This is a genomic window from Nonomuraea sp. NPDC003707 (assembly GCF_053587055.1).
In genome coordinates, this window is the sequence record NZ_JBSFNK010000001.1 from 406,213 (window position 1) to 429,159 (window position 22,947).

21 protein-coding genes are annotated in these 22,947 nt (G+C 72.4%); 12 read left to right on the forward strand and 9 right to left on the reverse strand.

All coding sequences use genetic code 11. The features are described 5' to 3' along the window. The first annotated feature begins 4 nt into the window (after positions 1-4). Positions 5-553: a TetR/AcrR family transcriptional regulator gene (locus ACWDRB_RS01825; protein ID WP_355195186.1), complete on the forward strand. Its 549-nt coding sequence runs from the start codon at positions 5-7 to the stop codon at positions 551-553. Positions 554-559: 6 nt separating this feature from the next. On the opposite strand, the gene ACWDRB_RS01830 is transcribed toward ACWDRB_RS01825, so the two are convergent. Beyond that, positions 560-1,726, reverse strand: coding sequence for a pyridoxal phosphate-dependent aminotransferase (locus tag ACWDRB_RS01830; protein ID WP_449891468.1), 1,167 nt, complete (start codon positions 1,724-1,726; stop codon positions 560-562). A gap of 150 nt (positions 1,727-1,876) precedes the next feature. On the opposite strand from ACWDRB_RS01830, the gene ACWDRB_RS01835 reads away from it, so the two are divergent. The 7 genes from ACWDRB_RS01835 to ACWDRB_RS01865 are packed head-to-tail and all read left to right on the forward strand — an operon-like array spanning position 1,877 to position 8,524. Continuing rightward, positions 1,877-3,532: an alpha/beta fold hydrolase gene (locus tag ACWDRB_RS01835; protein ID WP_449891469.1), complete on the forward strand. Its 1,656-nt coding sequence runs from the start codon at positions 1,877-1,879 to the stop codon at positions 3,530-3,532. Then, the gene (locus ACWDRB_RS01840) at positions 3,529-4,449 is read left to right on the forward strand and encodes a DUF418 domain-containing protein (protein WP_449891470.1); all 921 of its coding nucleotides are present in this window, start codon (positions 3,529-3,531) and stop codon (positions 4,447-4,449) included. The genes ACWDRB_RS01835 and ACWDRB_RS01840 overlap by 4 nt, the downstream gene beginning before the upstream one ends. Further along, complete coding sequence (locus tag ACWDRB_RS01845; protein ID WP_449891471.1) at positions 4,409-5,185, forward strand: carbon-nitrogen hydrolase family protein; 777 nt, start codon at positions 4,409-4,411, stop codon at positions 5,183-5,185. Before ACWDRB_RS01840 ends, ACWDRB_RS01845 begins: the two co-directional genes overlap by 41 nt. Before the next feature lie 26 nt (positions 5,186-5,211). Further along, complete coding sequence (locus ACWDRB_RS01850; protein ID WP_449891472.1) at positions 5,212-5,658, forward strand: hypothetical protein; 447 nt, start codon at positions 5,212-5,214, stop codon at positions 5,656-5,658. Then, on the forward strand, positions 5,655-6,053 hold the full coding sequence (locus ACWDRB_RS01855; RefSeq protein WP_350722531.1) for a hypothetical protein: 399 nt from the start codon (positions 5,655-5,657) through the stop codon (positions 6,051-6,053). Before ACWDRB_RS01850 ends, ACWDRB_RS01855 begins: the two co-directional genes overlap by 4 nt. A 33-nt stretch (positions 6,054-6,086) precedes the next feature. After that, positions 6,087-6,584, forward strand: coding sequence for a SigE family RNA polymerase sigma factor (locus ACWDRB_RS01860; protein WP_397365242.1), 498 nt, complete (start codon positions 6,087-6,089; stop codon positions 6,582-6,584). After that, positions 6,581-8,524 carry a hypothetical protein gene (locus ACWDRB_RS01865; RefSeq protein WP_449891473.1) on the forward strand — a complete coding sequence of 648 codons (1,944 nt, stop codon included), beginning with the start codon at positions 6,581-6,583 and terminating at the stop codon, positions 8,522-8,524. Before ACWDRB_RS01860 ends, ACWDRB_RS01865 begins: the two co-directional genes overlap by 4 nt. Here the strand turns inward: ACWDRB_RS01865 and ACWDRB_RS01870 are convergent. Both ACWDRB_RS01870 and ACWDRB_RS01875 read right to left on the reverse strand, forming a co-directional pair. Then, positions 8,521-10,005, reverse strand: coding sequence for a carboxyl transferase domain-containing protein (locus ACWDRB_RS01870; RefSeq protein ID WP_449891474.1), 1,485 nt, complete (start codon positions 10,003-10,005; stop codon positions 8,521-8,523). The two genes, ACWDRB_RS01865 and ACWDRB_RS01870, sit on opposite strands and share 4 nt — an antisense overlap. Before the next feature lie 74 nt (positions 10,006-10,079). After that, on the reverse strand, positions 10,080-11,237 hold the full coding sequence (locus ACWDRB_RS01875) for a CaiB/BaiF CoA transferase family protein (RefSeq protein ID WP_355194669.1): 1,158 nt from the start codon (positions 11,235-11,237) through the stop codon (positions 10,080-10,082). 77 nt (positions 11,238-11,314) lie between these two features. On the opposite strand from ACWDRB_RS01875, the gene ACWDRB_RS01880 reads away from it, so the two are divergent. Continuing rightward, on the forward strand, positions 11,315-11,887 hold the full coding sequence (locus ACWDRB_RS01880; protein WP_449891475.1) for a uridine kinase family protein: 573 nt from the start codon (positions 11,315-11,317) through the stop codon (positions 11,885-11,887). A gap of 51 nt (positions 11,888-11,938) precedes the next feature. Here the strand turns inward: ACWDRB_RS01880 and ACWDRB_RS01885 are convergent, their stop codons facing one another. Further along, the gene (locus tag ACWDRB_RS01885) at positions 11,939-12,598 is read right to left on the reverse strand and encodes a histidine phosphatase family protein (RefSeq protein ID WP_449891476.1); all 660 of its coding nucleotides are present in this window, start codon (positions 12,596-12,598) and stop codon (positions 11,939-11,941) included. A 71-nt stretch (positions 12,599-12,669) separates the two neighbouring features. On the opposite strand from ACWDRB_RS01885, the gene ACWDRB_RS01890 reads away from it, so the two are divergent. Then, entirely contained in the window at positions 12,670-14,628 is a 1,959-nt protein-coding gene (locus tag ACWDRB_RS01890) for a hypothetical protein (protein ID WP_449891477.1), read from the forward strand. On the opposite strand, the gene ACWDRB_RS01895 is transcribed toward ACWDRB_RS01890, so the two are convergent. From ACWDRB_RS01895 to ACWDRB_RS01915, 5 genes are all read right to left on the reverse strand, one after another. After that, positions 14,613-16,631, reverse strand: coding sequence for a hypothetical protein (locus ACWDRB_RS01895; RefSeq protein ID WP_449891478.1), 2,019 nt, complete (start codon positions 16,629-16,631; stop codon positions 14,613-14,615). The genes ACWDRB_RS01890 and ACWDRB_RS01895 overlap by 16 nt on opposite strands. A 57-nt stretch (positions 16,632-16,688) precedes the next feature. Continuing rightward, positions 16,689-17,864 carry a DegT/DnrJ/EryC1/StrS family aminotransferase gene (locus tag ACWDRB_RS01900; protein ID WP_449891479.1) on the reverse strand — a complete coding sequence of 392 codons (1,176 nt, stop codon included), beginning with the start codon at positions 17,862-17,864 and terminating at the stop codon, positions 16,689-16,691. Between the two features lie 80 nt (positions 17,865-17,944). Then, positions 17,945-18,658, reverse strand: coding sequence for an amidohydrolase family protein (locus ACWDRB_RS01905; RefSeq protein WP_350722548.1), 714 nt, complete (start codon positions 18,656-18,658; stop codon positions 17,945-17,947). Next, the gene (locus ACWDRB_RS01910; RefSeq protein WP_449891480.1) at positions 18,655-19,344 is read right to left on the reverse strand and encodes an amidohydrolase family protein; all 690 of its coding nucleotides are present in this window, start codon (positions 19,342-19,344) and stop codon (positions 18,655-18,657) included. Before ACWDRB_RS01910 ends, ACWDRB_RS01905 begins: the two co-directional genes overlap by 4 nt. 19 nt (positions 19,345-19,363) lie before the next feature. Continuing rightward, positions 19,364-21,331 (reverse strand): PQQ-binding-like beta-propeller repeat protein, encoded by a 1,968-nt coding sequence (locus ACWDRB_RS01915; protein WP_449891481.1) that lies wholly within the window; start codon positions 21,329-21,331, stop codon positions 19,364-19,366. An 85-nt stretch (positions 21,332-21,416) separates the two neighbouring features. Between ACWDRB_RS01915 and ACWDRB_RS01920 the strand changes: the two genes are divergently transcribed. After that, positions 21,417-22,220, forward strand: coding sequence for an amidohydrolase family protein (locus ACWDRB_RS01920; RefSeq protein WP_449891482.1), 804 nt, complete (start codon positions 21,417-21,419; stop codon positions 22,218-22,220). Beyond that, a complete protein-coding gene (locus ACWDRB_RS01925) occupies positions 22,217-22,945 on the forward strand; it encodes an amidohydrolase family protein (protein ID WP_449891483.1) in 729 nt (242 codons plus the stop codon). Before ACWDRB_RS01920 ends, ACWDRB_RS01925 begins: the two co-directional genes overlap by 4 nt. Positions 22,946-22,947 lie beyond the last annotated feature (2 nt).

Below are 22,947 nucleotides of genomic sequence, written 5' to 3' on the forward strand. Positions count from 1 at the left end.
TGTGATGCGTGCGGACGCGCGACGCAATCGCGCCCGGGTGCTGGAGGCCGCCGAAGTGGTTTTGGCCAGGGACGGGCTGTCCGCGTCGATGCGCGAGATCGCCTCGCTGGCCGGGGTGGGGGTGGGGACGATCTACCGCCAGTTCCCCACCAAGGAGGACCTCTACCAGGCGATCGTCGTCGACCGGATGGCGCGGCTGGCCGCGCTGGCCGACGAGCTGGCCACGGCCCCGGACGCCGGGGAGGCGTTCTTCGAGTACTTCACGATGATCGTGGAGGATTCGACCGTCAAGAAGGTGCTCGTGGACGCCCTGGCGGCGGCGGGGATCGACGCCAAGGCCGGGATGCCGGACATCCGGGGGGCCATCGAGACGCTGCTGGTGCGGGCGCAGGGCGCCGGGGCGGTTCGGGGGGATGTGGGGATGGCGGAGTTGCTGGCGCTGTTGAGCGCCACGTGTCTGGCGGCGCAGCACAACGGGTGGGACGAGGGCCTGCGGACGAGGACCCTCGCCATCGTCTTCGACGGCCTCCGCCCCTCGCCACCGACCCGATGACTCCCGTCAGGTGGAGAGGCGTTTGAGGCGGGTCACGGCCTCGTCGATGACCTCGTCCTTCTTGCAGAACGCGAACCGGACGAAGTGCCGCCCCCGGTCGGCGTGGTCGTAGAAGACCTGGGTCGGGATGGCCACCACGCCGGCCAGGTCCGGGAGGCGGCGGGTGAGTTCGAGGCCGTCGGTGAAGCCCAGGGGGCGGATGTCGGTCTGGACGAAGTACGTGCCGGAGGGCCGCAGGACGGAGAAGCCGGCGGCCGCGAGGCCCTCCATGAGGCGGTCGCGCTTGTCCTGGAGGCCGGCGCGCAGCGCGGACACCCACTCGAGCTCGTGCCGCAGCCCGTACGCCACCGCCATCTGCCACGGCGCGCTCGACGTGAACGTGAGGAACTGCTTGACCGTCTGCACCGCCGTGATCAAGGCGGGAGGGGCGCAGATCCAGCCCGTCTTCCAGCCGGTGACCGAGAACGTCTTGCCCGCGGACGAGATCATCACCGTGCGCTCGCGCATGCCGGGCAGCGTGGCCAGCGGGATGTGCTCGACCCCGTCGAACGTCAGGTGCTCGTACACCTCGTCGGTCACCGCGATCAGCCCGCGCTCCTGGCAGAGCTCGGCGATGACCTCGAGCTCGGCGCGGGTGAAGACGGTGCCGGTGGGGTTGTGCGGGGAGTTGACGAGGATGACGCGGGTGCGCGGGGTGACGGCGGCGCGCAGCTCGTCGGGGTCGAACGTGAAGCGCCCGTCCACCGGGCGCATCGTGACGGCGACCAGGCGGGCCTGGGCGAGCGCGATCGAGGCCGCGTACGAGTCGTAGTACGGCTCGAAGGCGATCACCTCGTCCCCCGGCTCGCAGAGGGCGAGCACGGCCGCCGCGATGGCCTCGGTGGCCCCCACCGTGACCAGGATCTCGCCCGCCGGATCGTAGGAGAGGTCGTAGTGGGCGGAGCGGTGTTCCGAGATCGCCCGGCGCAGCTCCAGGACCCCCGGACCCGGCGGGTACTGGTTGGCGCCCGAGGTGATCGCCTGGACCGCGCGGTCGAGCATGGCCGCGGGCCCGTCGGTGTCGGGGAAGCCCTGGCCGAGGTTGATGGATCCGGTCTCGGCGGCGAGCGCGCTCATCTCCGCGAAAATCGTCGTGCCGAAGGCGCGCATCCTGGCAACAAGTGGTTCGGTCACGGCACTTAGGCTATGCCCGGCGGGAAAGCCGCCCATCATTCCGCCCCCTGATGTCGCGAAGGGCATGGGCGGTTCGCCGCGCCTTGTCGGTAGTCTCGTCCCGTGATCATTCGGGTCGTGCTAGCCCTCGCTTTAATGACGCCCCCTGTCATGACCCCGTCGGACGCCGGCCCGAGCGCCTGCCCGGTCGCCATGCCACCCCGTACGACGTGCGGTTTTCTCGAGGTCCCCGAGCGCAGGGACGCGCCGGAGCGGAAGATCAAGGTGGGGTACGCGGTCCACGCCTCCACCGCCAAGGACCGCAGGCCCGACCCCGTGGTGTACATGAGCGGGGGCCCGGGGTCGGCGTCCATGCAGCTGACGGGGTTCCTGAGCCAGATGTTCCCCGATCGCGACGTGGTGACGATCGAGCAGCGCGGCAGCAAGTACTCCGAGCCGGTCCTGGGGTGCCCCGAGACGGCCGAGGCGCTGCTCGGGCAGCTCAGGCGGCCCCCCGCCGACGTCGGCGCGGCGGCCGTCCGCTGCCGCAAGAGGCTCCAGGAGCAGGGCGTCGACCTGCGCGGATACAACACGAAGGAGATCGCGGCCGACGTGGTCGCGTTACGGGAGAAGCTCGGGTACGACTCCTGGAACCTGTTCGGCGTCAGCTACTCCACCAGGGTCATGATGGACGTGGCCGCCGCGGACCCCAAGGGCGTGCGGTCGGTGGTGCTGGACTCGTACCTGCCGGAGAGCGTCAACTGGTACGACGACGCCGACCGCAACCTGGCCGACACGGCGGCGCGGCTGAACATGAAGGACGCGTTCGAGGCCATGACGACCCGGCTGAACGCCACGCCCGCGCAGGTGACGACGACCGACCCGCTGCTCGGCAAGGCGTTCGAGGCGCGGATCAGCGGTGACGACGTGGCCACGATCATGGCGGAGGCGCTGCACGAGGCGGACTTCGCGGCGGTCGCGCCCGCCATGGTCGGCGCGCTCGCGAAGGGCCACGACGAGCTGCTGCGGGCGCTGGCCGACGCGGTGGGCGAGGGGCTGGTTTCGCACGAGTTCGGGCTGTACCACGCGGTGCAGTGCCAGGACGAGGTCCCGTTCAACACATACACCCCCAAATCACGACTTTTCACTGCAAATGGGGACAAGGCGGTGTGCGATGCGTGGCAGCTCCCCAAGTCCAAGCCCGTCAACGCCACCACCAAGGCCCCCGTGTACGTGGTGGGCGGCCAGTACGACCCCACCACCCCCACCAGGACCACCAGGCCCGCGGCCGAGGCCCTCCCCGGCGCCCGCTTCGAGGAGTTCCCCCGCGCCTCCCACGCCGTCTTCCTGACCAGCCCCTGCGCCCGCCGCAAGATCGTGGAGTTCCTCGACGCACCGGCCGGCGGCACGGCCTCGCCGTGCGTCGACGACGCCGCCGGGCAGCCGGGCGACCTGCACGTGACCGCCGCCCCGTACCAGATCTCGAAGTCGCCCTGGCTGGCCGCGCCCTTCGCGCTGTTCGCCCTCGTCTCCCTGATCCAGCTGGTCGCGGGCGCGCTGAGGGGCCGGGCGCTGGCGGCGTTCGGCGGGCTGGCCGGCGTGGCCTTCGCCGGGCTGGTCGGGCAGTCCGTATACGCCCTGGTCACCCGGAACGAGACCGCGCTCGCCGTCGGCGTGCCCGGCACGGCCGTCGTCTACACCTGGATCGCCGCCGCCTCGGCCGCGCTGACCGCCGCCGCGCTCCTGCGCGACCGGCGCTGGCCGCAGATCGCGGCGACCGCCGTCGGCACCGGATTCCTCGTATGGTGGTTGGCCTGGTTCCTGTGACGCGCATCCGTGAGCTCGACGCCCTCCGCGGTTTCGCGGTGGGCGGCATCATGCTGGTCAACACCTGGCAGCACACCGACAAGGACCCGCGCAACGGCCTCGACTGGGTCATCGAGGCGCTGTTCCAGAGCCGGTTCTACCCGATCTTCTCGCTGCTGTTCGGCATCAGCTTCATGCTGTTCCTGCGCGGCAACAGCCGCTGGGCGCTGCTGAGCAGGCTGTTCTGGCTGTTCTGCCTCGGACTGGTCCAGCACACGTTCTACGAGGGCGAGGTGCTGACCTACTACGCCTTCTACGGCGCGGCGGTGCTGCTGCCGGCCTCGTTCCTGACCGGCGGCCTGCCGGTGCTGCTGCTCGGGGTGGCGGTGCTGGCGTGGGGGCTCCAGGTGGGCGGCGGGGCGTGGCTGATCCCCGGCCTGTTCCTGATCGGCATGGGGCTGTGGCGGCTGAGCCCGTCCAGGTCGCTGCTACTGCCGTCGTTCGCGGTCACCGCGCTGGCCGGCGCGCTGCTGACGGCCGCCTGGGCGAGCCAGGGCGGGTGGATCCTCTACAGCACGGCCGCGCTGGCGGGCGCGGCGGCGTACTCGCTGGGGCTGCTGCTGGCGCTGCGGCCGTGGTTGTCGGCGGTGCTGGAGCCGCTGGGCAGGATGGCGCTGACCAACTACGTCACGGGCACCGTCGTGATCGTTCTGGCCACCCCGCTGCTGAACACCGACCCGACGCGCTGGTCGGTGGTGGCGCTGGCGGCGGTGACCGTGACGGCGCAGGTGCTGTTCAGCAGGTGGTGGCAGGCCAGGTTCAGGTACGGGCCTCTTGAGTGGATCTGGCGGTGCCTGACCTGGTTTCGAGTGGTACCCAACCGGTTAGAGTCGGGCCGTGACCGAAATCGCCCTCTGCCAGATCCCGGTGTCTCCTGACCCGGCCACGAACCTCGAACGTGCCCGGGAGGCGCTCGCCAGGGCCGAGGGGGCCGACCTGGCGATCTTCCCCGAGGCGACTCTCACCCGCTACGGGCGGCGCATCACGGACCTGGCCGAGCCGCTGGACGGGCCGTTCGTGTCGGGCCTGGCGGAGGCGGCCAGGAAGCACGGGCTGGCGGTGATCGCCGGGGTCTTCGAGCCGGGCGACGACCGCGTGCACAACACGGCCGTGGCCATCGACGCGCAGGGCGCGGTGCGGGCGGCGTACCGGAAGATCCACCTGTTCGACTCGTTCGGCGCGAAGGAGTCCGACCTGGTCGCGCCCGGCGCGGAGCCGACCGTGGTGGAGCTCGCGGGGCTCAAGGTCGGCCTCGTCACCTGCTACGACGTGCGTTTCCCCGAGCTGGCCAGGGCGCTCGTGGACAAGGGCGCCGAGCTGTTCGCGGTGATCGCCGCGTGGGGCTCCGGGCCGCTCAAGGAGGACCACTGGGTCACCCTGGTCAGGGCCCGGGCGCTGGAGAACACGATGTGGACGGCCGCCGTCGGCCAGGCGCCCAACCCGGCCGAGTCGTCCGACGGCTACGGGGTGGGCCGCAGCATGCTGGTCGATCCCCTGGGCGTGATCCGCGCCGATCTGGGCACGGCGCCCGGCGTGCAGACCGTGCGGGTGGATCACGAATGGACAACAGCCGCCAGGGCGACCCTGCCGTGCCTCCAACACCGGGTTCTCTGAGGTTCAACCGATCGTAAAGTAGTACCGTGAGCGGAACGCAGATGCAGAAGGTTGTCCCGCCGCGTCTGCTCGTGCCATACCTGTCGGGCAAACGCACGGTGATCTCGGGTTACGTCTACCGCGTGCAGGACTGCGTCAGGCTGACCACGCCTGAGTCGCTCTACCACGGGCTCGACCTGTCCTACGACGGATCGGAGCTGTTCGGCGAGGTGCCCGAGCTCTACGTGATGCGCTGGTACGCGCGCGACGTCGACACGTACGCGGTGCCGTACGGGCCCCACATGGGTGGCGACTGGAGCGACGCGCCGCCGTTCGCCGGCAACGGTTTCACAACATCGTCGGATCACGTGGTGCCGCAGTTCCACACCGTTCCGATGCCGATCCCGGCCGGGACGGAGATCGTCCACGTCACAGCCGACGGCGAGCGGCCCTTCGCCGAGTACGACGGCCTGACTTGGCGGCCCGCGGCATGAGCGACGACGAGATCATGCCGGTCGCGTCCGGCTTCGTGGCACGCTTCGACGGCCGCACGCTGCCTGCCGCCCTGGGCCCCGACAACGACCAGGTGGTGCTGTTCAGCGAGGTCGAGCTGGACGGGTTCGATCCCGCGTCGGGCTACTGGCGCAGGGTGGTGGCCAGGTCGCAGGTGGAGTGGCTCGTGCTGATCCGTACGGTGGGGGCGTTCGGCGGCGAGCCGTGCATCGTGATCGACGAGGACGATGACGGGCTGCACATCGCCTACACGGGGCACAGCGGGATGAAGGCGGAGGCGCTGGGCTACTGGCTGGTCGACCACGGCGCCTACGAGGTCGTGGTGCCCCGCGAGGAGGTCTTCTCGATCCGCGTCGAACGGATTCCGGTCCCCTAGTCAACCTGCCACCGTTCCGGGTGTCTCTATGAGGTGACCGAAACAGCGACCACGACGCAGCCGTCGTTCGCCGAGCTGTTCGCGGCCCAGTACCACTCCCTGGTACGCCTGGCCGGGCTGCTCGGCGCGGACGACCCTGAGGACATCGCCCAGGAGGCGTTCGCCCGGCTGCACACAAGGCGGTTGCGCGACGACGGGGCCGCCCTGGCCTACCTGCGCTCCACCGTCTGCAACCTGACGCGCAACCGCCTGCGCCACCTCAGCCTCGTACGACTGCGCCGCCCCGACCCTCCCGAACCGGCGCGCAGCAGCGAGCACGCCGTGCTCGCCTCCGAGGAGCATCGCGAGCTGCTGGCCGCCGTGGACCGGCTGCCGCGCCGCCAGCGCGAGGCGCTCGTCCTGCGCTACTGGCTGGACCTGTCGGAACGCGAGATCGCCGACGCCATGGGCGTCTCGCCCGGATCGGTGAAGACGCACGCGAGCCGGGCCCTGGCGGCCCTGGGCAAGGCGCTGAAGGAGGAGGACGCGTGAACGACCTGGAAGAGCGCCTTCGAGCCGCGTTCGACGCCCGTGCCCGGGCCTACGAGCCCGATCCGCACGCCTGGGCGCGCATCATGGAGCGCCGGCCGCGGCGCCGACCGGCCCGGTGGCTGCTGGCCGCGCTGCCGGTGGCGCTGCTGACCGTGTTCGTTCCTGTGCTGCTCAACGGGGGCCTGGGCAGGAACACCGCGATCGACCCGACCGGGATCTACCAGCAGCTCATGAAGGAGCGCACGCCCCTCGGCAAGGAGGCGTCCGTCGACAACCCCTCCGAGGGCAAGCCGCTGCGGATCTGGTTCGCCAGAGGGAAGCTGGGCTATCCCGAGGTCTGCTACATCGTCGAGCGGGCCGCCGGCGAGCCGTACGGGGCCTGCCTCGACGCCGTCGAGTGGGAGCACGCGGACGCCTGGTACGTGGGCAGCACGCTGCGGGACGGCGCGGCGACCGCGATGGACTGGGGGCTGGCGCGCCAGGACGTCGGCGCGGTGGCCGGGGTCACGAAGGGCGGGCAGGAGTTCCAGGGCACGGTGCGGAGCCTGGACGGCGCGCCGTACCGGCTGTGGACGGTGACGTATCCGTCCCAGGATCCCATGTCCAAGATCCGGATCTCGGACGTCGACGGCAAGAGCCTCGGGTGGTGGTCCCGCGACGGCCTGTTCCTGCCGGACGGGCAGCCCATGAGCGCGCCCATGGAGCTGTCCCAGGGCATCTCCGTCCAGCCGTACCTGACGAAGGAGGGGACGCGGCTGACCTGGTCGCGGCACGGCGCCGAACTCACCTCGCTGCTGCCCTCCGCGACGGACTCGGCAGTGACCATCAGCGGGCGACGGGACATGATCATCGGCCTCGCCCGCAAAGACGTCGCCAGGATCGAGGTCTCGTTCGGCGGCGGGAGCACAGCGAGCGTCGTGACCAGGCCCGATCCCTGGAACCTGGGCGTCACGCTGTTCGCCGCCATGAGCCCGTCCGACGACCGGGCCGAAAGTCGCCGCGTCACCGCCTACGACGCGTCGGGCAAGCAGGTCTGGAGCCGAGACGAGCCGGGTGAGGCAGCGCCGGCGCCGTACAAGGACGACAAGGTCGCCGGCGAGGTGATGATCCTCCCGGGCACCGAAGGCTCCGGCCGCCCGGTACGCGTCTGGTTCACCCAGAGGTCCGACGACGGGGACGGGTTCTGCTTCACCGGCGGGCCCGGGCCGAGCGACCGGGGCGTGAGCGGCTGCTTCATCAGCTTCGCGCAGAACTCCTACCCCTTCCAGCAGTCGACCACCTACCTGCCGGACCCCGGCGCCGACATCTACTTCGGCCCGGCCCTCGCGGGCTGGGAGTCGGTCGAAGCGGTGCTCCTCGACGGGCAGCGGGTGCGCGCCTCGTTCCTGCGCGGCAAGGGCACCCCGTACCCGGTCTGGCACGTCAGTGTCCCGCGCGACACCGAGGTCGGGGGCTTCGTCGTGAAGGCGAAGGGCAAGCCGGACAAGCAGGTCCCGAATTACAGCAAGAGCTGCGCGAGGCAGGCCGCGAGGTCCGGGGCCACCCCCCAGACCCTGCCGGCGGGCATCACGGCTCTGCTCGTGCCGGGCTGCGCGGCCTTCTGGGAGAACGGCGAGCTGACGCCGGCGCTGCCCGGGCCGCTGCCCGGCGCGCGGCTGAGCGACCTGCTCGACGCCGAGCGGCCGGTCCAGTGGATCAGCCTCAAAACGGCGTGGTACGGCTACGCGCCCGCGGGCACGGCCAAGGTGGGGATCCGCATGAAGGGCGGCGCCACCGCGACGGCCGAGGCCGTACCGGACTCGTGGGGGCAGAATGTGACGCTGTTCGCGGCCCCGGCCCCCAAGGGAGGCGACGAGACCGTCGCCCTCACGGGCTATGACGCCGGCGGCAAGGAGCTGTGGCGGTACGAGCCGGCAGCTCGGCGCGCCCCGAAGTCCTAGCCGAGGTTGCGGTAGCGGGCCCGGCGGGCCGCGAAACGGTCCGCCGGGCTCAGCTCCAGCAGCCGGGCGATCTCATACTCCAGCGCCCGCCCCACCCGCTCGCAGAACTGCCGCGGCTCGTACGCGGCGTCCGGCACCTCCGGGACGACCCGGTCCACGATGCCGTCGCGGCGCAGGTCGGTGGCGCGGATGTGCTGGGCCTGGGCGATCTCGGGCGCGAAGTCCACCGAGCGGTAGAGGATGGCCGAGGCGCCCTCCGGCGGCAGCGGCGACAGCCAGGCGTGCTGGGCGCAGAGCACCCGGTCGGCGGGCAGCAGCGCCAGCGCCGCCCCGCCCGCCCCTTCGCCAAGCAGCAGGCACACGGTCGGCGCGTCGAGCATGACCAGCTCGGCCAGGCAGCGGGCGATCTCGGCGGCCAGCCCGCCCTCCTCGGCCGCCTTCGACAGGTCGGCGCCCGCCGTGTCGACGACGGTGATCAGGGGCAGGCCCAGCTCGGCCGCCAGCCGCATGCCCCGCCGGGCCACCCTGAGCCCGGCCGGGCCGAGGGGCGAGTTGGTCCGCTGGACCCGCCGGTCCTGGCCGAGCACCACCGCCGGCGCCGTGCCGAACCTGGCCAGCGCGAGCAGCAGCCCCGGCTCGTTCTCACCCTCCCCGCTGCCGCTGAGCGGGGTCACGTCGGTGGCGGCGAGCTTGAGCAGCGTACGCACGCCGGGCCGGTCGTCGCGGCGCGAGCGGGTGATCGCCTCCCACGCCTCCACGGGCCGCAGGTCCTCCTCCGGCGGAATGCCCGCCTCCACCCGCGACCTGTCGTCGGCGAGCACGCCGAGCGCCCTGATCGCGATCTCCCGCGCCTCCTCGGCCGGGACCACCGCGTCGATCAGGCCCTTGCGGTGGAGGTTCTCGGCGACCTGCACGCCTTCGGGGAACGGATAGCCGTGCAGCGACTCGAACACCCGCGGCCCCATGAACCCGATCAGCGCCCCCGGCTCGGCCGCCGTGACGTGCCCGAGCGACCCCCACGACGCGAACACCCCGCCCGTCGTCGGATGCCGCAGGTAGACCAGGTAGGGCAGGCCCTCGCTCCGGTGCAGCTGGATCGCGGTGGTGATCTTCACCATCTGGACGAACGCGAGCGCGCCCTCCTGCATCCGCGTGCCGCCCGACGCGGGCGCGGCCAGCACCGGCAGCCGCTCGCGGGTGGCCCGCTCGACGGCCACCGTGAACCGCTCGGCCGCCGCCACCCCGATCGAGCCCGCCATGAACGAGAACTCACACACCACCAGGGCCACCCTGCGGCCGCCGAGCAACCCTTCGCCGGTGATGACGGACTCGTCGTAGCCGGACTTGACGCGGGCCGCGGCCAGCTCGTCGGCGTAGGGGGAGCCGGGCTGCGCGGGGTCCGCGGGCGGCGCGTCCCACGACTTCCACGACCCCTGGTCGAGGATCGTTTCGATCAGTGTGCGCGCGTCCGGACGGCTCACTATCGCTCCCTAAATGTCGGCCAGCCTTGCAATGTTGACGCACGAAGAGTTCGTCCGGTGCCGCGAAATGCGGATCATCGTTCACGCTCTTCGAGCCAGGCGAGCACGGCGTCGCCGTCCTGGCCGAGGGCGGGTGGCGCGGTGTGCTCGAACCCCTCGAGACCGTCGAAGCGCAGCGGCGGCCCGGGCAGCTCGATCGTGCCCAGCACCGGGTGCTCCACCTCGACGACCAGGCCCTGCGAGCGGGTCTGGTCCCAGGCGTAGACCTCGTCGAGCGTCCTGATCGCGCCCGCGGGCACGCCCTCCTCGCCCAGCCTGGCCAGCCAGTGGGCGCGGTCGTGGGCCGCCAGGGCCTTCTCCATGTCCGCGATCAGCTCGTCCCGGTGCGCGAACCTGTCGCGGTTGGTGGCGTACTTCGCGGCGTCGGGGTCGATGCCGAGGAGCGTGGCGACCTTCTTCCACTGGCCGTCGTTGGCCGCGGCGATCTGCAGCATGCCGTCGGCGCAGCGGAAGGCGCCGTAGGGGGCGATGGAGGCGTGGTGGTTGCCGCCGGCCGCCGGCACCTTGCCGCCGACCGTCCAGGCGGTGCCGTGGTAGGCGTGGACGCCGGTGATCGCGGCCAGCAGCGAGGTGCGTACGACGCGGCCCTTGCCGGTGCGCTCGCGCTCGTAGAGGGCGCCGGTGACGCCGTACGCGCCGTGGATGCCGGCGAGCAGGTCGGCGATGGAGGCGCCGACGCGGTAGGGCTCGTCGGGCGACGGCCCGGTCAGCGACATCAGGCCGGCCTCGCCCTGGGCGATCTGGTCGTAGCCGGGCCGTCCGCCCTCCGGGCCGTCGTGGCCGAAGCCGGTGATCGACAGGATGACCAGCCGGGGGTTGAGCTCGTGGAGGCGCTCGACGGAGAAGCCCAGGCGGTCGAGCACGCCGGTGCGGAAGTTCTCGATCAGGACGTCGCTCTGGCGGACGAGGCGCTCGATGAGCCGCTTGCCGTCGGCGGACTTGAGGTCGACGGCGATGGACTGCTTGTTGCGGTTGGCTGCCAGGAAATAAGTCGATATTTCGTGATCCGGTCCGACGAACGGCGGTCCCCACCCGCGCGACTCGTCACCCCCGTCCGGATGCTCCACCTTGATCACCCGAGCGCCCAGGTCACCCAGCATCTGCGCCGCGTGCGGCCCGGCCAGGGCCCTGGACAGATCGAGCACGACGATGTCACCGAGGGGTCCGAGCAAGATCAACCTCCTGCTTGCATTCGGGGCGAAAGAACATTCTCTCAGTAGCCCACACCACGTCTTCTACCCTGGGTCCGGTGAACCACCTGGCCGATCGCATCATGACCCTGCGCCCCTCGTGCGGCCCCGTCCGGCTGGTGGCCGTGGACGGGCCGGCGGGGGCGGGCAAGACGACGTTCGCGGGGCGGCTGGGGGCTGCGCTCGGCTGCCAGGTGATCCACAGCGACGACTTCCCCGTGCCGTGGGAGGAGGGGCCCGGCGGCTGGTTCCACGCGCTGGAGTCGCAGGTGCTGGTCCGGCTCCGGGACGGCGAGCCCGGGGGTTTCCGCAGGTACGACTGGGTGCTCGGCGAGTACGCCGAGCACGTGGCGGTCCCGGTCGCGCCGGTCCTGGTCATCGAGGGCGTCGGCACGGCCCGCGCCTCGATCGCCCGCCTGCTGGCCTTCACCGTCTGGATGGACGCGCCGCGGGCGCTGCGCTTCGCGCGGGTCATGGAGCGGGACGGGGCCGAGCTGGAGCCGCGGTGGCTGGAGTGGTTCGCGGCCGAGGAGAAGTGGTTCGCCGAGGACCGGACGCGTGACCGGGCCGACCTGATCGTCGAGACCGGCCCGGACCGGCCAGGGACGGGCGACGCCGCCGAGACCGGCTGATCAGAGACCGGCTAGAGGTGGCGGGAGCCGTCGAGACCGACCAGAGACGGGCTAGAGGTGGCCGACGTCGTTGAACCGGACGAGCCCGGAGCCGTCCCACACGGAGACGGAGGCGTTCAGCACCGGCGCGAACTCCAGGACAGCGGCCAGATCCGCGTCCGGGCCGCCCGCGAGGACGTGGCGCAGGCCCAGCACCACCGAGTCGTGGGCGACGATCAGCACCCGCCGCCCGGCCGCGTGCTCGCGCAGGTCGGCGAGGAGATCACGGAGCCGCACCACGACGTCGGCCAGCGACTCGCCGCCGGGCGGCCGGAAGGCGTAGGCGCCCTGGGCCTCCCGCCGCGCCATCTCCTCGGGGAAGAGCTCTTTGATCGCGGCCAGGTTGTAGCGCGCGAACGCGCCCGCCTCCTGGTCCCTGAGCCGCCCGTCCACGGTGAGCGGGAGCGGGCCGGCGCCCCACGCCCGCAGGGCCACCCGCCACGTGTCGAGCGCCCGCAGGTAGGGCGAGCACCACACCACCTCGGGGGCCTCGGCGGCGGGCAGGCCCGCCAGTGACCGTCCGAACGCGGCGGCCTGCGCCCGGCCCAGGTCCGTCAGCGTGACCTCGTCGTCCCCGCGCCCGTAGACCAGGGGCGCCGACCCGGCCTCCCGGTGCGCGAGGTTGGCCTCGCTCTCCCCGTGCCGCACCGCCATGATCCGCGTCGGTCCCATCCCGACATCTTGTCACGGCACCCTCCGGCCAATTACGGTCAAGCCCGTTATATCGCTCTGGGAGGTCGTACGTGCGCACCATCCTCGCAACGCTCCTCGTTGCCTTATCCCTCTCGGCTCCGGCCCAGGCCGAATCCACCGCAGCCCCACCCACCGGGTGCGGCTTCCAGAACCTCGGCACGCTCCCGCTGACCGGCGCCACCACCGCCGGCACCGCGCTGGACGCCCGCCACCCGCAGGGCCCGCGCGTTTACTCGGTCACCTCCAGCGCCTCCGGCCCGGCGCTGCTCGGGATCAGGGACGCCCGCGACGGCCGCCTGATCGCCGAACGCCCGCTCCCGCTCGCGCTCGGCTCCTGGGCCGTCACCGTCGCCCCCGACCACTCCGTCTACGTCGGCAGCTACAACGCCACCGCCGGGGCGATGGGCCGCCTCTTCCGCTACAACCCGTCCACCGACCAGGTGAGCGAGCTCGGCATCCCCATCGCGACCGAGACGTTCGTCTGGGCCGTCGCCGCCAGTCCCGACGGCTCGGCCGTCTACGGCGGCACCTCGCCCACGGGCAAGCTCTTCCGCTACGACACCGCGACCGGCGCCTTCGCCGACCTGGGCAGCCCGGTCCCCGGCGACCAGTACGTCCGGGACCTGGCCGTCGGCGAGAACGGCACCGTGTACGCCGGCGTCGGCGCGCGCAGCATGAAGGTCGCGGTGCTCACCCCCGCCGGCACGGTCGAGCGGGTGATCGACCCGCCCGTCGAGGGCAGCGGCTACGCCTACGACGTGGACGTGGCCGGCCGCTACCTGCTGGTCCGCTTCGTCACCTCCACCGGCGCCAACCCCATGGGCGTGTACGACCTGCGCAAGCGCGCGTGGAAGGACGTCGTGGAGGACGTCGACAACCTGACCGTCGGCGGCGGCAGGCGCGGCCACGACCTCTACCTGTTCCAGCATGACGAGCTCGTGAAGTACGACCTCAGGACCCGGAAGATCACCAGGCTGGGCTTCACCGGGTACGGCGAGGGCGCCGCCCGCCCGCTCGGCTGGCTCGGCCACACCCTCGTCGGCACCAGCTCCACCGGCCGCATCTGGCAGTTCGACCGCAGGACCGGGCAGGGCCGGCTGCTCGACGGCGCGCTGACCGGCCAGCCCGTCAGCATCCGCTCGCTCGGCACGGGCCCCGACGGCCGCGTCTACGCGGGCGGGTTCTTCACCGGCGGCCTGGCCGCCTACGACCCCTCAACGGGCCAGTCCCAGAACTGGCCGAACGTGGGCCAGAGCGAGGGCATCGTCACCCACAAGGGCAAGCTCTACCTCGGCGTCTACCCCGGCGCCCGGATCTACGAGTTCGACGGGACCGCGCCCAAACTGCTGCTGGACCTCGGCGGCCAGGAGCAGGACCGGCCCTTCGCGATGATCTCGGCGGGCGACCGGCTGGCGTTCGGCACGGTGCCCAAGGCCGGCACCCACGGCGGCGCGCTCGGCCTGCTCGACCCCGCCACCGGCCGCACCGTGATCAGGCGGGACATCGTCCCTGGCCACAGCATCATCGGCCTGGCCTACCGCGACGGGGTCGTGTACGGCGCCACCTCGGCCTTCGGCGGCACCAGCACGCCGCAGGGCGACGCCGTGGCGTTCGCGTACGACATCGCCACGGACTCGCTCAAGTGGCAGTCCACCCCCGTGCCCGGCGACCTGGCGCTCGGCTCGATCGCCTTCGACGGCGACGGGCGGCTGTGGGGGCTGACCCCGGACACCCTGTTCGAGCTGGACCCGGCCACCGGGCGGACCGTCAGGAGCGTGAAGCACCAGACCTACGCCTGGTCCAGCGCCACGCAGGTCTGGCTGGACACCAACCTCGTCTTCCACAAGGGCTACCTGTGGGGCAAGGTGCAGGGCAAGGCGTACCGGATCGATCCGGGGACGATGACGCTCGCGCTCATCGCCCGCCCGATCTCGAACCTGATCCTCGGCCCCGACGGCCACCTCTACCTCTCACGCTTCGAGAACTTCTCCACTTACCGCGTCTGCTGACGGGTCAGCCGGAACAGGCGCGGCCCTTCGGCGAAGTAGACATCCCCGGACCCGTGCACCGCGAGCTGGTGCACGGGTCCCTGCCGCAGCACCGCGTGCCGTCCGGTCCGCGGGTCGAGGGAGAAGACGTCCTGGCCGGCGTGCGCGCCGTACAGGGTGCGGTCGCGCCGGTTGTACGCGAGCTGCCCGCTCGCGCTCTTGCTGTCCGACAGCGTGACGCGCGAGACCACCTTGCGCGCGGTCGTGTCGACCGCGAACACCTCGCCGCCCGCGATCCCCCACAGCCTTCCCCGGTCGTCGAACGTCAGCGCCGGGACGGCCGGCTTGCCCGCGGCGGGCACGATCTCCCACAGCAGCCGGTTCGCCTTCACCGACCACGCGAACAGCTTGGCCTCCGGCTGCGTCGGCGGCGTCGCCGACTGGCCGCTGTAGATGGACGTGCCGCCGTAGAGCACGCCGTCGCGGTAGGCGAGCGAGACGATGCTCTGGTCCTGGACGACGTTGCGCTGAGCGTGCTTGAGCGTCCCGGTCCGCGGGTCCCACACGGCGAGCACCCCGCCGAGCTGGCCGAGGTCGGGCATCGTGCCCGCCGCGAGGTAGCGGCCGGCCGACACCAGCGCCCGCGGCCTGATCTGCTTGTCAGCGGCGAAGTCGAACAGCCGGGCCGGGTTCGGCGCGGGGCCGGGCTCGGGGCTGGGCGAGTACTCGGTGCTGTTCCACGGCAGCGCCGGGTCGTAGGCGTAGACCCTGGCCTCGGGATAGGCGCCGACGTAGAGCTTGCCGTCGTGCGCGATCATGTCCTCGCTCTGCGAGAACGTGTGAAACTCCGTCCTTTTTCCGGTCTTCGGGTCCAGGGCGGCGAAGCCGCCGTTGAGGAAGCCGCCGGCGTACATGCGGTGGTCGGGGCCCTCCGCGAGCGCGGTCACGTCGATGGGCTCGCCCCTGACCGCCGTCTGCACGAACGACTTCGCGCCGGTCTGCGGGTTGTAGCGGAACATCAGCCCGCGCCAGAGCAGGCCGACGACGCTCTTCCCCGGATAGTCCGGCAGGCCCAGCTCGGCCCAGCCGATGCCGCGCGTGTTGGCCACCCGGCCGGTGAAGGGCAGGCCGGTCGACGTTGTGGCCTGCGTACGGGGGTCGTAGCGGACCAGCTCGCCGCTCTTGACCAGGTAGACCGCGCCGTCGGCGGCCGGGGGCGAGACGTCGAGGCCGTGTACGGCGTCGAGCGCGCCGGTCCACTGGCCGGCGGCGATGTCCCAGACGTGCATCGGGCCCGGGCTCGCGCCGCCGTAGCGGACGTAGAGGAAGCCGCCCGCGACGTTGACGTCGTACGCCCACTTGCCCGCCGGGTCGAGGCCGTCGGGCGTCGGGAGCTGCCTGGTCGCGCCCGAGGCGGCGTCGATCTCGAAGACGGCGGCCGGGGCCTCGGTGCCGGCGTAGATCTTCCCGTCGGCGTAGGAGACGCTGCGCACGTAGGCGTGGGCGGGCGAGAGCTTGCCGTAGTCGCGCACGCCGGTCGCGGGGTCGTAGGCGAACAGGCGGCCGCCCGGGGAGGTGCCGCCGTAGACGGTGGCGCCCTCGCCCGCGGCCACGGACCAGATGAAGTTCTCCGAGGGCAGGGGGCGGCCGAGGTCCTGGACGCCGCCCTGGTCCGCCCAGCGGTAGAGGCGGCCGTCGCCGTACGTGCCCGCGTACACGCTGCCGTCCGGGGTCGCCTCCACGGCCCAGGAGCCGCCGGCGCCCGGCAGGTCGTACCTGGCCACCTCGGCGCCGGTGGCGGGATCGACGGCGTTGAGGTGGGCGGGGGTGCCCGACGAGGCGCCCCACAGCACGGTCCGGCCGCCGGGGCCCGGCGCCACCACGCCGCCGATCAGCAGCACGTCCTCCAGGGGGACGCCGAGATCCTCCACACGGGGCGCCGCCGCGACCGCGGGGGCGGCGGCGCCGAGCACGGCGAGGGTGGCCGCCATGCTGCATGCCAGCATGCGCTTAATTAAGGTCATGACCGAAACCTAAGATGAGGCTGGTTTCGCCGTCAATGACGAATTACGGCCAAGGAACTAATTGGCGAGCACCTTCGCGAGAGCCTCGGCGACATCGCCGGCCGCCTCGGGGGCGTCCATGAGCATGGCCTGGCGTACCCACACCACGGTCCTGGCGGCCTCCTCGGCGCCCGGGCACGGCTCGACGCGGGCGCCCTCGGCGGTGAGGGCCTCCATCGTGCCGAGCGGCGGGTAGCCGGCGTCGAGCGGCACCCCCTCCGCGGCCATGGCGGCCAGCACGAACTCCCGGTCCACCCCGGCGTCGAGGCGCAGCATGAGCAGGTGGCGCGAGTCGCGGGTCGTGCCCTCCGGCGGCGGCACCACGGTCACCTCGGGAACGTGGGCCAGCTCGCGCTCCAGGGCGGCGCAGAAGGCGTTCCTGCGGTCGATCTCCTCGTCGAGGCGGTCCAGCCAGGGCAGCAGGAGCGCCGCCTGGATCTCGGTGAGGCGCAGGTTCCAGCCGACGGACGGGTGGCCGTACCAGCGGCCGCCGGGCGCGCGGCCGACGTTGCAGGCCGACCAGACGCGGTCGTGCACGGTCTGGTCGCGGCAGACGATCAGGCCGCCCTCGCCGGCGGTCATCGCCTTGCTCGCCTGGAAGCTGTAGACCCCCGCGTCGCCCAGACCGCCCACGGGACGGTCCCGGTACGTGGCGCCGTGCGCCTGGGCGGCGTCCTCGACGACCGCGAGGCCGTGCCGGGCGGCCAGATCGTTGAGCGGGTCCATGTCGGCGGGGCTGCCCGCCAGGTGCACGGGCATGATCGCCGCGGTCCTGCCGGTCACGGCGTCCCGCACGGCTCGCGGGGACAGGTGCAGGTCCACCGGGTCCACGTCGGCGACGACGGGGACTGCGCCGGCCAGCAGCACGGCGGTGGCCGAGGCCACGAACGTGTACGCCGGGACGATCACCTCGTCCCCCCTGCCCACGCCGAGGCCGCGCAGCGCGGCGAACAGGCCCAGCGTGGCGTTGCCCACGGCGACGCCGTACGGGACGCCGGAGCGGCGGGCGAACGCGCCGGTCAGGTCCGCCACCACGGAACCGCCCTGCGTGGCTCCCCACAGTCCGCTCTCGAGCACCTTGGTGACGAGCTCGCGCTGCGCGGGGTCGAGGGGCGGCGGCCAGGCGGGCCAGGGGGCCGAGCGGACAGGAGTGCCGCCGTGGATGGCGAGCGTCACGGGGAGACGTCCCTTCACGAGTGGACCTTCACGGGTGGGCCCTTGCGAGCGGGCCTTCACGGGCGGACCTTCACGGGCGAGCCCTTACGGGCGGGCCTTCACGAGTGGCCGAGCAGGCGGGCCAGGTTGGCGCCCTGGATGAGGGCGCGGTCGGTGTCGGTGAGCGGGGCCAGGGCGACGCGGCCGTAGCCGGTGCGCAGGTCGAGGAAGCAGGCGTCCGAGCCGAACAGCACCCGTTCGGCCCCCGCCAGGGCGGCCAGCCGGGCGATCCACCGGCCGGTCATCTTCGATCCGCACGTCTCCAGGTAGACGTTCGGCAGGTCGGCCACGAGACGGGCCGCGCGGCCGAACCCGTACGCCCAGAGCCCGGTGTGCCCCATGATCAGCGGAACGTGCGGGTGCCGGGCCGCGACGGCGGCGAACTGGGCGGGGTCGCTCCAGGGCGAGTCCGTCTGGCCGTGCGCCAGGACCGGCAGGCCGAGCCGCCAGACCGGCTCGTACAGGGGGTCGTCCAGGCGGCACTGGTGCACGTCGGGATGGAGCTTGACCCCCCACACGCCGTCGCGGGCGAGCGGGGTGCGGTGGTGCGGGTTGTAGACCTGCCACACCCCGAACCGGCCGGGGAAACGCCCGGCGATCTCCATGGCCAGCTCGTTGCCGCGCACGGCGTCGGGGCCGACGGCGAGCAGGTGGCTGATGCCCATCGCGGTGACGCCGATCCGGTCCATCGCGGCCACGAGGTGTTCGGCGGTGGGATGGGGGATGAGGAAGTCGGGCCAGGTGCCGACGTGGCCGTGCGCGTCGAGGATCACAGCAGCTCCTCCAGCGTCCCGGCGGCGATCCGCTCGATGTCCTTCTGGGGCAGGTCGAGGTGGTCGAGCAGGAAGCGGGGGCCGCAGTCGTCGGACACCGGCGCGCCCGTGCCGAACACCAGCCGCCCCGCCCCGAACAGCGCCGCCAGCCACTCGACGCCGCCCTGGGTGTTGACGGTGCCGATCTCGGCCCGCACGTTCGGCGCCTCGGCCATCAGCTCCGCCAGCGCGCGCAACCGGCGGTAGCCGGGGTTGAGGACGAGCAGGGGCAGCTTGGGCAGGCGCTCGGCGAGGTGGCCGAGCTGGGCGGGCGAGGTCTCGTCGAGGTCGATCGCGACGGGCAGGCCGATCTCGGCCAGCCACCGCAGGGCCCACGGTCCCGTGAGGTCGAAGCGGTGGCGTTCGGGGCAGAGCCTGATCATCCGTACGCCCCATGCCGCCACCTCGTCCGGCCCGTCCGGCTCCCCGGCCCCCGGCACCACGACGGGGACGGGGATGAACCGGGGGTCGTCGAGCGCGAGCAGCGCCTCGTTGCCCGCCTTCGGGTCGGAGTAAAGGCTGAGCGTGTGGGTGACACAGGCCAGGCCGATGCCCAGCCGGTCCATCTCGTCCCGGGGGTCCGTCGGCAGGTCGTCGAACGGCACGGGACCGATGAGCCGGTGGGCATCGATCACATATTTCGGCACAGACCGAAACTAGCAGAGATTACGGAGTGACGGTCAAGGACGGGCAGCGCGGATCGAGCCGGATCCTGGCCAGGTCGCGGCCCACGAGCCCCCAGGCCCGCCAGGAGCCGGGCTCGAAGTGCAGCTGCGGGTTGGTGTACCACTCGTCGCCGAGCCCGGTGGCCAGCAGCTTGGCCTCGGTGCCCAGCTCGTACGCGTTCCCGCCGCCGAAGAACGTGGACGCGAACACCCTGCCCCGGTGCACGGTCAGCTCGCCGTACCCGGAGAGCTTGCCCTGCCGCACCACTGCCTTGGTGGCCAGGTCCATGGCGATCCAGGTGCCCGAGTCGCGCTTGTAGACGCCGTACAGCAGCCCGTCGTGCACCTTGATGTCCTGGAACGTGCGGTGCCCCGGGATCGGGTCCACCTGCCAGAGCACCTTGCGGGCGCGCAGGTCGAAGGCGGCCACGGACGCGGACGTCTTCACCGGCGGGGTGCCGCCCCCGCCGAGCACGTCGCCGCCCAGGTAGACGACGCCGCCCCGGGGATCCACCGACAGGCTCATGAGGCTCTGGTCGGGGATGACGCCCTCGTAGACGTCGATGCGGCCGGTGCGGGGGTCGATCACGGACAGCGCGCCGTTCAGCTTGGCGCCGAGCGGGGCGCTGGCGACCACGAGCTTGTCGGTGGCGGGGTCGTACTCGATGTCCCAGGGGCGCTGCTGGCCGTGGCCCAGGTAGCCGAGGCTGCGCACCCGGTCCGTACGCAGGTCGACGGAGACGATCTGCCCGCTCGGGTAGATGGCGGCGTAGATCTTGTTGCCCTTCCGCACGAGGTCCTTCGGCTCGCCGGGCATCCGGAACCTGCGCTTCTCGCCCGTGCGCAGGTCGCGTACCTCCATGGAGAAGTGGCCGCCGATGTAGACGGCGCGGTTGGGCACGACGAGCATGCTCTGCGGCCGCTCCGGGCCGCTGGGCAGGCCGGCGTCGATGAGGTCGACGAACTCTGACTTGCCGGTGCGCAGGTCCAGCCACCACATGCCGCCGCTGCCCGAGAAGCCGAGCATCGTGTTGTCGTCGAGCTGCTGCAGCCGTCTGGTCTCGTCGCCAGGGGACGGCGGTTCGGCGACCTTGGTGAACGCGGTCTCGCCCACGCGGTAGCGGTGGACGGCGCCATCGGGCCGGGAAGTGGCGTAAACGGTGTCATCTGCGGCCACGGTCAGCATGTCGATCGTGCCGCCGGTCAGGGTCGCCCGGCGCTCGTCCGTGCCGTCCGAGCGGATGTCGATCAGCGTGTCTCCGGCGGCGGCCAGCACCCGGTCGCCGTGCACGGCGACGGCGCCGATGCCGGTCGGGGCGGCGGCCAGCTCCTTCACCGTGCCGTCCGCCCGGGTGATCCGGACGAGCCGGCCCTTGTCGAGCAGCCCCGCGTACACGTAGGTGGCGTCGGCGGCGACCGCGCGCACGTACCGCTCTCCCTGGACCAGCACGCCGAAGTCGCGCACCGCGCCCGTGCCCGGCACGTACTCGCGGACCCGGCCGTCCGGGTAGGTGCCCACGTAGAGGGTGCCGTCGGGCGCGGCGGCGAGGCTCCAGACGAAGCCGCCGTTCTTCCCGAACGACGCCAGCCGCTCCACGGCGCCCGTGGCCGGGTCGAAGCTGTAGAGGTCGGGCACCGGGTAGGTGCCGACGTAGATCTTGCCGCCGGACACGGCCGTGGCCCAGGCGCCCTCGGGCTCACCGGCGGCCGGGCCGTCGGGCAGGGTGACGCTCCTGACGACCTTGCGGGTGGCGAGGTCGATGTCGGCCAGCACGGGGGGCTTCAGGCCGCGGGTCACCACGTAGGCGTGCCCGTCGAGCACGGAGGCGCCCACGATGGCGCCGGTGACCGACGCAGGGCCGAATCGCTCCACGGCCGGGGTGTCACAGGCCGTCGCCGCCCGCGCGACCGGGCCGGTGAGGAGCGCGGGTAAGAGCGCCGACAGGATTACCAGGAGGGATCGGAGCATGGGCGCACCTCGCGTTCATTGCTGAGCAATTATGGGCCAGACCGTAACTTTATAAGCACAGTTCGTCAATGGCATGATGTGCGGCATGGCGATTGAGGATGGGTCCGGTATTCCGTTCGACGCGTGGCGCCTGGTCGGCGGGCTGGAGGTGGCGCTGGACGTGGACGTGCTGTTCGGGGCCTACCCCGACCGCGACGGCCCGCCCGGCGCCCCGGACCAGGTGCTGCGGCTGCTGGGCGAGCACCGGATCAGGGCCGCGGCGGTGGCGAGCCTGCGGGCCGCGCTGTTCGACGTGCGCTCGGGCAACGACGAGCTGATCGGCGTGCGGTCCGGCAAGGACGAGCTGATCGCGCGGGCGGCCCCGGAGGTCGTCCCCGTCGGAGCCGTGGACCTGCGCGACCCGATCGGCGCCGCGCGCGAGCTGGAGCGGCTGGCCGCCGGAGGCGTCCGGGCCGTCCGGCTGTTCCCCGACGAGCAGGGCGTCGAGGCGGGCTTCCCGTCCGTCAGGCACGTCGCGCGCCGGGCGGCCCGGCTCGGCCTGGTGGTGCTCACCGGCGGCGACGTGCGCAGGTTCTGGCAGCCCTTCGCAGGGCTCGGGGCCGACGTGGTCTTCCTCGACACGCACTTCTACCACCTGGGCGACTTCCTGGTGGCCGCCGCGGACGAGCCCGGCTTCCACACCTCCACCCGCCTGCTCAACTCCCCCGACGCGCTGGAGCTCGCCGCCGCCGAACTCGGCGCCGACCGCCTCCTGTACGGCTCGCGCGCCCCCCACTACGAGCCGCTCGTACCCCTCCTGCGCCTGGCCACCAGCGGGCTGAAACCGGAGGAGATCGCCACCGTGGCGGGCGGCAACGCGGAACGGCTCCTGAGGAGGCCACAGTCATGATCATCGACGTGCACGCCCACTGGGGCCCGTGGTTCTTCACCATGGACGTGGCCGAGGCCAACCTCGCCACCATGGACCGCTACGGCATCGACCGCGCGATCGTCTCCGCCACCGAGGCCGTCATCTACGACGCCGCCGCCGGCAACCGAGCCCTCGCCTCCTACCTGGAGACGCAGGACCGCCTGCTCGGCTACGTCACGGTCAACCCGCGCCGGCTGCGCGAGGCGGAGGCGGACCTGGCGGCGCACCTGCCGGGCGGCCGGTTCGTCGGCGTCAAGATCCACACCGACTACACGGGCTCGCCGGTCGGCTCCGCCCAGCTCCGCGACGCACTCACGCTGGTGGCCGCGACCGGGCGGCCCGCGCTCGTGCACACCTGGGGCACATCCGTGCTGGCCCTGGCGGAGGTCTGCGCGGACATCCCGGACCTGCGGGTGATCGCCGGGCACATGGGAGCCGACGGGTTCCGGTACGCCGTCGAGGCCGCGAACGCCTGCGACCGCCTCTACCTGGAGCCCTGCTGGTCGCACTTCCCCGCCGGCCGCATCGCGGAGGTGGTGGCGGCCGTGGACCCGGCGCAGCTGCTGTTCGGCACCGACGCGACGCTGATCGACCCCTCGTCGGCGTTCGGGGCGGTCGCGGCGGCGGGGCTCACCGGTGGGACCGCCGAGCGGATCGCCTGGCGCAACGCCGCGGAGCTCTTCGCTCTGGACATTACGGCCTAGCC

Coding starts and splice junctions, on each gene's coding strand:
- ACWDRB_RS01825 (WP_355195186.1), top strand. CDS start 5: ATGCGTGCGGACGCGCGACGCAATCGCGCCCGGGTGCTGGAGGCCGCC.
- ACWDRB_RS01835 (WP_449891469.1), top strand. CDS start 1,877: ATGACCCCGTCGGACGCCGGCCCGAGCGCCTGCCCGGTCGCCATGCCA.
- ACWDRB_RS01855 (WP_350722531.1), top strand. CDS start 5,655: ATGAGCGACGACGAGATCATGCCGGTCGCGTCCGGCTTCGTGGCACGC.
- ACWDRB_RS01885 (WP_449891476.1), bottom strand. CDS start 12,598: ATGGGACCGACGCGGATCATGGCGGTGCGGCACGGGGAGAGCGAGGCC.
- ACWDRB_RS01895 (WP_449891478.1), bottom strand. CDS start 16,631: ATGACCTTAATTAAGCGCATGCTGGCATGCAGCATGGCGGCCACCCTC.
- ACWDRB_RS01915 (WP_449891481.1), bottom strand. CDS start 21,331: ATGCTCCGATCCCTCCTGGTAATCCTGTCGGCGCTCTTACCCGCGCTC.
- ACWDRB_RS01920 (WP_449891482.1), top strand. CDS start 21,417: ATGGCGATTGAGGATGGGTCCGGTATTCCGTTCGACGCGTGGCGCCTG.
- ACWDRB_RS01925 (WP_449891483.1), top strand. CDS start 22,217: ATGATCATCGACGTGCACGCCCACTGGGGCCCGTGGTTCTTCACCATG.